Below are 7378 nucleotides of genomic sequence, written 5' to 3' on the forward strand. Positions count from 1 at the left end.
CGGTGTCTGACCCGATCATCCCTTTGTTCGCGGAAAAGCCGTCTCATCCCTCCGTCCCGCTCGGCCCCGGACCGGCCGGTGCGCGCAGCGAAGGTCAAGGGCGGCCACCGGCCGGCGCTCAGCGCGCCCCCTTTACCGGAGCGAGCACATTGGCAGGCTGGCGGCGAAGCGGAGTCGGGTCGGTCGTCGCTCTGGTGATCCTGCTGCTGGCCCCGCCTGGCGCGGTGCTGGCGCAGGATGCGCCAGCCGGAGAGACCATCGCGAACCATCCCCATGCAGCCCCTGTCACCGAAGCCGCGCGGCGCTTCGGCATCCCCGAAGGCTGGATTTGGGCCGTGATGCGCGCAGAGAGCAATGGCGACGTCCACGCTGTCTCTCCGGTCGGGGCGATGGGGCTGATGCAGATCATGCCCGCCACCTGGGTCAGCCTGCGCGCCCGTTATCGGCTCGGTTCCGACCCGTTCGATGCGCGCGACAACATCCTGGCGGGCACCGCTTACCTGCGCGAGATGTACGACCGCTATGGCGATGTGACCGCCATGCTGGCCGCTTACAATGCTGGCCCTGGCCGCACCGACGAATATCTTTCGCGCGGTCGTCCGCTTCCTGTAGCCACGCGCGCCTACATCGCGAAGTTGGCGTCGATCATCGGTGGTTCGGACGACACCCGGCTCGCAGTCGCGCAGCCGCCCGATCCCTTTGCCTGGCGTCGCGCGGCGCTGTTTCCGGCACGCGCGGGCGGGTCTTCTACTGCCGCCACTGCACCTTCGGAAGGTGCGCCGGCCGTTCCATCAGCCGTCACCGCGGAGCCTGCCGCGCTTCGCCAAGCCAGCGTGTTCGTCCCGCTTTCCGACGAGATCACACGATGACCGCGCGAGATCGTCAGCGTTTCGTCCGCCCATTTGCCGTCAACAACAGCGTTCGCGCGCCTTCGCGTTGCCCGTCGCAGCGCTTCGCACCGCCGGATGGGAGAAGGCTTCAGCTTTTGCGGGGGAAGGGTCGAGGGCAAGATAAAGGGCAGCAATGTGCGAAGCCCCTGCGCCCCGGTCGTGGCCTTGATTCTCAAGGCTTTTGGGCATTGCTGCGCAATGTGTGCGGAAATCCCGCACTGTGCGGCGCTGGCCGAACGTCAGTCCTCACCGTGGTTTTTCGCACTGTGCGGAGCGCCGCGCCATGAGCGGCGATGAGGATTTCCGCATTCGGCCTGGCCGCATCCGCTCGCGCGGCAGCCAACGTGCGCGGCCGATCATCGCGCAGGCGCTTGCCGCCGCGCAGCGCGCCGGGGGGCATATCTCGCGACGCGGCCGGATCATTGCGCCGGGCCGTTCGACCTTCGGCCGGGGCCGCGTCGCCAGCCTGCGCGCCACGCACCGGCTCGGCCACCGATCACGCCAGGTCGTCGTCAAGGCGCGGGTGGTCCGTCACGGTGGCCGCGTCTCGCTCGCGGCTCACCTCAACTATCTGCAACGCGACGGCGTCACCCGCGACGGTGAGAAAGGCGTGATGTTCGGTGCAGACGCCGAGGGTCTCGATCGCAACGCGTTCGCCGCGCGCTGCGAGAACGACCGCCATCATTTCCGCTTCATCGTCTCGCCCGAGGACGCGCCCGACATGGGCGATCTCAAGGGCTTCACCCGCGAGCTGATGACGCAAATGGAAAAGGATCTCGGCACCAGCCTTGACTGGCGAGCCGTCGAGCACTGGAACACCGATAACCCCCATGTCCATGTCATCGTGCGCGGCGTCGCCGAAGACGGCCAGAACCTCGTTATCTCGCGCGACTATATCGGTGAGGGAATGCGCGCCACCGCGCGCGAGATCGTCACCCGCGAGCTGGGGCTGCGCAGTGACCTCGACATCCGCGCCTCGCTGGAGCGCCAGGTCGACGCCGAACGCTGGACCGAGATCGACTGCGACCTCTCGCGCACGCTTGGCCGCGAGGGCGTCATCGACATGGCTCCCGAACCGGACGTGCGGCCCGACGGCAACCACACGCTGCGGATCGGACGGCTGCGTAAGCTCGAGAGACTCGGCCTCGCCAGCGAGATCGCGCCGGGTCAGTGGACGCTTGCCGGCAATGCGCAGACCGCCTTGCGCGAGCTGGGCGAGCGCGGCGACATCATCAAGCGGATACACAAGGCGATGAGCGACCGCGGCGAGGACCGGGGTGCCGCCGGCTATGTGCTTCAACCCGATCCCGCCCAGCCCGTCATCGGCAAGCTGGTCGACCGCGGTCTTCATGACGAGCTGACCGGCCGCGCCTACGCGATCGTCGACGGGATCGACGGGCGCACCCACCATGTCCAGTTTCCCGACATCGAGGCGACCGGCGATTGCAGGCCCGGCGCGATCGTCGAGCTCCGCCGCTTCGAGGACCGCAAAGGCCGCCAGCGGATGGCGCTCGCCGTGCGATCGGACCTGGATTTGCCGCAACAGGTCCATGCGCCGGGAGCCACCTGGCTCGACCGTCGTAACCTGTCGAGCAACGGCAGCGATCTCGCCGGCGGCTTTGGGACCGAAGTGCGCGCGGCGATGGAAGCGCGCGCCGAGCATCTCGCCGACATCGGCCTGGCCCGGCGGCAGGGACAGCGCATCATCTTTGCGCGCGGCCTGCTCGACACGCTCAAGCGCCGCGAACTGGACATGGCGGCCAAGGACCTGTCGGTCGAGATCGGTCTGCCGCACACCCCCTCAAATGCCGGTGAATATGTCGCCGGCACCGTGCGCCAGCGCCTCACGCTCGCCTCGGGCCGCTTCGCCATGATCGACGACGGCCTCAGCTTCCAGCTCGTTCCCTGGACCCCCTCGCTCGACCGCCAGATCGGCAAGCACATCTCCGGCGTCATGCGCGGCGACGGCGGCGTGGACTGGTCGCTCGGCCGCGGCCGGGGGCTCGGGCTGTAACCCCTCCAAGGAGATTGAATATGCCCGCCAGCAAGATTCTCTGGGGCCAGGTCATCACCGTCCTCACGATAATCGTCGTGACGGTCTGGATAGCCACCCAATGGACGGCCGCGGCGCTCGACTATCAGCCGCAGCTTGGCCCGCCATGGTTCATCACGTTTGGCTGGCCGGTTTATCCGCCTTACGCCTTTTTTGTCTGGATGTTCTTCTACGACGCCTATGCGCCCAGGATATTCGAAACCGGCGCGCTGATCGCCGCTTCGGGAGGCTTCCTCGCCTTCATCGTCGCCATCGCCATGTCGGTGCGCCGCGCCCGCGAACTGAAGAACGCGGAGACCTATGGTTCGGCCCGCTGGGCGGAGCGCCGGGAGGTGGAGGCCGCTGGCCTGCTCGGACCGAACGGCGTCACGCTGGGTCGGCTGGGACGCGACTATTTGCGCCACGACGGTCCCGAACATGTCCTGTGCTTCGCGCCGACTCGGAGCGGCAAGGGCGTTGGCCTTGTGATCCCGACGCTGCTGACCTGGCCGGAGAGCTGTATTGTTCACGACATCAAGGGCGAAAACTGGCAACTCACCGCGGGCTTCCGCGCACGCCACGGCCGCGTATTGCAGTTCGATCCGACCGATGCGCGCTCGGCCGCCTACAACCCGCTGCGCGAAATCCGCAAAGGCGCCCTGGAGGTGCGCGACGTGCAGAATGTCGCCGACGTGCTGGTCGATCCTGAAGGCAGCCTCGAGAAGCGCAACCACTGGGAAAAGACCTCCCATGCGCTGCTGGTCGGTGCGATCCTCCACGTCCTCTATGCCGGCGAGAACAAGACCCTGGCCGGCGTCGCCGCCTTCCTGTCGGACCCGCGCCAGCCGATCGAATCCACCCTGCGCGCGATGATGACCACGCCGCACCTGGGCGAGGCCGGCGTCCATCCCGTCGTGGCGTCGGCCGCGCGGGAGCTGCTCAACAAATCGGCCAATGAGCGATCCGGCGTCCTCTCGACCGCCATGTCGTTCCTCGGCCTCTATCGCGATCCCGTCGTCGCCGCGGTGACGAGCCGATGCGACTGGCGCATCGCCGATCTAGTCGAAGGGGCGCTGCCCACCACGCTCTACCTCGTTGTCCCGCCCTCCGACATCTCACGCACCCGGCCGTTGATCCGGCTCATGCTCAATCAGATCGGGCGGCGTCTCACGGAGGATCTGAAGCCCGCGGCTGAGCGCCACAAGTTGCTCATCATGTTCGATGAGCTGCCTTCCGAGGGGCGCCTAGACTTCTTTGAAAGCCAGCTCGCCTTCATGGCCGGCTACAAGATCAAATGCTTCCTGATCGCGCAGTCGCTCAATCAGATCGAGAAGGCTTACGGCCCCAACAACGCGATCCTCGACAACTGCCATGTCCGAGTCTCGTTCGCCTCGAATGACGAGCGCACCGCCAAGCGCACCTCCGACGCGCTGGGCACCGCCACCGAGATGCGGGCGATGAAGAACTATGCCGGCCATCGGCTGTCGCCCTGGCTTGGGCATTTGATGGTGTCGCGCTCCGAGACCGCCCGCCAGCTCCTCACGCCCGGCGAGGTGATGCAGCTCCCGCCCGACGACGAGATCGTGATGGTGGCGGGCGTGCATCCGATCCGCGCCAAGAAGATGCGTTACTTCAAGGATCGGCGGTTCACCGAACGGGTGCTGGCGCCGCCGGACCCGAAGGCCGGCGTGGGCAAGCCACGTCCCGACGACTGGAGCGATATGCCGCCGATCGCGCCGCCGCCGATGCCGGAGCCGACCAAGGAGAAGGCGCCCCAGAAACTGAAGAAGAAAAAGGCGAACAAGAAAGCGGCGGTGGAGGACGATGCGGAGAATGCGGACCTGCGTCGCGAGCCGGATATGGAGCGTCATATCGACATCGCGCCGCCGCCGGGCCCGGCGCCCGCCAACGAGTTTGAGCTGGATGAGCCGGAACCCGATACCGACGCGGCGCGGCAAGCGACGGTGCAGCGACAGATGCAGGCCATGGCACGGCAGGCATCGTTCGATCCTGACGACGGCATCGAGCTATGACCACCAAGACGCCATTCTCGGTCTATCTCGACCCCGAACTGATGCAGGCGCTCGCCGCCTATGCCGACCGCCGGGGCAAGTCGCGCTCGCTGGTCGCCGAAACGGCCATCGCATCGTTTCTCTCGCCCGACGCCGACGAGCAGCGCGAGGCGGCGATTGCCAAGCGGCTCGATCGGCTCGACCGCCGCCAGACGCGGCTGGAGCGCGATGTCGGGATCGGCGTCGAGATGATCGCGCTGTTCGTCCGCTTCTGGCTGTCCAACACACCGCCGCCGCCCGAAACGGAGCGCGCGGCGATGCGCCGCCAGGGCGGTGATCGCTATGATGCCTTCATCGAAGCGCTGGGCCGTCGACTTGCGAAAGGTCCGAAGGTCCGCCAGGAGATTGGCGAGGATGTAGAGGCTGCATCATAGAAGTCCGCTCGTGCGGACGGTCCGGAATGACCGCTCCCGACTTCAAAACGCGGATAGCTGACATTGCATCAACGAAATCGGGACAAACGACAATCTTGTCCGATCGAGAAACTTCAATCGCCGTCCGCGAACTCGACCGCAGGAACATCCGCGGCTTCCAGAAGTTCTACCAAGCCTCTGATGCGGGCAGTCCCGCCACTTTCGCGTGATTGAGTGAAATAGACGCGCTCACGGGCGCGTGAGAGCGCGACGAAGAAGGCGTTTGTCTCTTCGTCCTGGTTCCGTTGATAAGCCCAGAAGGCGTTCTGGTGCAAACCGACAAAGATCACCGTGTGATATTCGAGACCTTTGCTCTTGTGAACTGTCATCAGGCGCACTTGCCCCTTGCCCTCCACGGCATCGATCAAGGTCCTCCAGTCGTCCACCTCGGCTGCACTTTCGGTCATAAATTCAGAAAGCGAAGAGAGTATCTGCCGAAAATAGCGGTCATCCTCGTATTGCCGGAATATCCGGCGCAAAGGGCGTTCTTCGATGGCCTCGATGACACCGTTTACGAGGGCCTCCATGTTGGTATCGGCTGGCGGCGCAGCGGTCTCCTGCTTTAGAAACCCTACAATCTGGCGGCTCCGCTCATCGAGCCGCTTCACGTCGCGGGGACTCTCGAAGTCGGTACCGAGTATAGCGCCGATGATTTCCTGCACGGGGCGATAGACCTCCTGCCCGCGAACACCGAGCGCAAGGCGTATGAAGCCGAGAATGAGGTTTACCACTTCGTCGGCAAGTAACTCCTGAATGGCGGTTCCGGCGATCGATCGCGCCTCATTACGCAGTCGGATATCCCGATCGGCGAAGAATGGCTGGAGCCTGTCCTCGGCTTCATTCGCCCGCACGCGCACAAGCAGGGCAAAATCATCGGGGCTGCGACCGCCCGCAATTTCGTCCTCGATGAAGTCGGCGATCTTCTCGGACTCTTCATCATCTGTAGCGAATATCCAGAACTCCGAAGCATCCTCCGGCACATCATCATCCGCTCGTGCGCAGATCGTCTCGACGGCATCCGGTTCAATCTCGGTCACTAGATCATTTATGATCTGAACGATGCGCGCATTCGAGCGATGGTTCATTTGAAGCATTTCGCGTTCGGCTTCGAAATGTTCATCAAACCAGTCAAAAATCTCTGACTCGGCTCCCGCCCAGGTCATGATGCGCTGCTTCGTGTCGCCGACAGCAGTCATGACGGCGTTAGAAGCATGAAATGCGCGCCGTGTGAGGCGATATTGCGGCCCCGTCGTATCTTGAAACTCATCGAGAAACACGTGCGAGTATGTGAGCCTCAGCGCTCTCGAAACACCGGGATTGTGTGTTAAAATCGCTTCGGCAAGCCGATTGATCATTGAAAAGGTTATCCGCGCCTGCGGCATGTTAAGGCAGTGTTTCCACCATTCACCTGCAACCCATGCTCTTATGTCTGCAGGCGCGCCGAATTCTAGCGGCAGTGGCCCCCACTGCTCGATCTGATTGAGCCTCAGAGCCTGTGCGGCTGCTTCGCCACCGAGTTCGGCAGGCGTATCAAGTCCATTCAGGAAATCGAGCCACTCATCGCGGGAAGGAAAATAGATTCCGTAATCGCGCGGCGGCCTACACCAGTTGGGTGCGAGCGCCAGAAAGCGGTCAAGAAGGCTCTTTGCAAAGGCATCGAATGTGAATGAGTCGAAGCGGCTGGCCTGCTCTGCAGGACAACGGCTGGAGACACGATCTTTCAGGGTCTTCGCCGCATCCTTCTTGAAGCTGATGGCGAGTATCCGTTGAGGCGGCTTGCACAAACCTGTTTGCAACAGAAATACGGCCCTTTGGGCCAGAAGCTCCGTTTTCCCTGCGCCTGGCCCCGCAATTACGCTCTTGTTGGTTTGGGATTTTGGTCTGAGCCCGTAGTTTCTACCATTTACGAGTAGAGCCTTGGGCCGTTTTGATGCCCTTCACTGGGCGTGATGGCAACAACCGTATTGGGGG

Annotated in this window: 5 protein-coding genes and 1 pseudogene; 4 read left to right on the top strand and 2 right to left on the bottom strand. The window is 64.0% G+C overall.

Going from position 1 to position 7378, the window contains the following annotated elements; translation table 11 throughout:
* Positions 1-2 precede the first annotated feature (2 nt).
* The 4 genes from EV664_RS17430 (at position 3) to EV664_RS17445 (ending at position 5368) form a co-directional block, all read left to right on the top strand.
* On the top strand, positions 3-869 hold the full coding sequence (locus tag EV664_RS17430; RefSeq protein WP_133496996.1) for a lytic transglycosylase domain-containing protein: 867 nt from the start codon (positions 3-5) through the stop codon (positions 867-869).
* Positions 870-1173: 304 nt separating this feature from the next.
* A complete protein-coding gene (locus tag EV664_RS17435; RefSeq protein ID WP_133496997.1) occupies positions 1174-2904 on the top strand; it encodes a relaxase/mobilization nuclease domain-containing protein in 1731 nt (576 codons plus the stop codon).
* A 20-nt stretch (positions 2905-2924) separates the two neighbouring features.
* Positions 2925-4955 (top strand): conjugal transfer protein TraG, encoded by a 2031-nt coding sequence (locus EV664_RS17440; RefSeq protein WP_133496998.1) that lies wholly within the window; start codon positions 2925-2927, stop codon positions 4953-4955.
* Positions 4952-5368, top strand: coding sequence for a CopG family ribbon-helix-helix protein (locus EV664_RS17445; RefSeq protein WP_133496999.1), 417 nt, complete (start codon positions 4952-4954; stop codon positions 5366-5368). Before EV664_RS17440 ends, EV664_RS17445 begins: the two co-directional genes overlap by 4 nt.
* Positions 5369-5481: 113 nt before the next feature.
* On the opposite strand, the gene EV664_RS19740 is transcribed toward EV664_RS17445, so the two are convergent.
* Complete coding sequence (locus EV664_RS19740) at positions 5482-6501, bottom strand: 3'-5' exonuclease (protein ID WP_308423540.1); 1020 nt, start codon at positions 6499-6501, stop codon at positions 5482-5484.
* A 27-nt stretch (positions 6502-6528) separates the two neighbouring features.
* A pseudogene (locus EV664_RS19690) lies at positions 6529-7266 on the bottom strand (UvrD-helicase domain-containing protein); the annotation flags it as partial.
* Between the last annotated feature and the right edge of the window lie 112 nt (positions 7267-7378).

Source organism: Stakelama pacifica, assembly GCF_004361835.1.
GTDB lineage: Bacteria > Pseudomonadota > Alphaproteobacteria > Sphingomonadales > Sphingomonadaceae > Sphingomonas > Sphingomonas pacifica.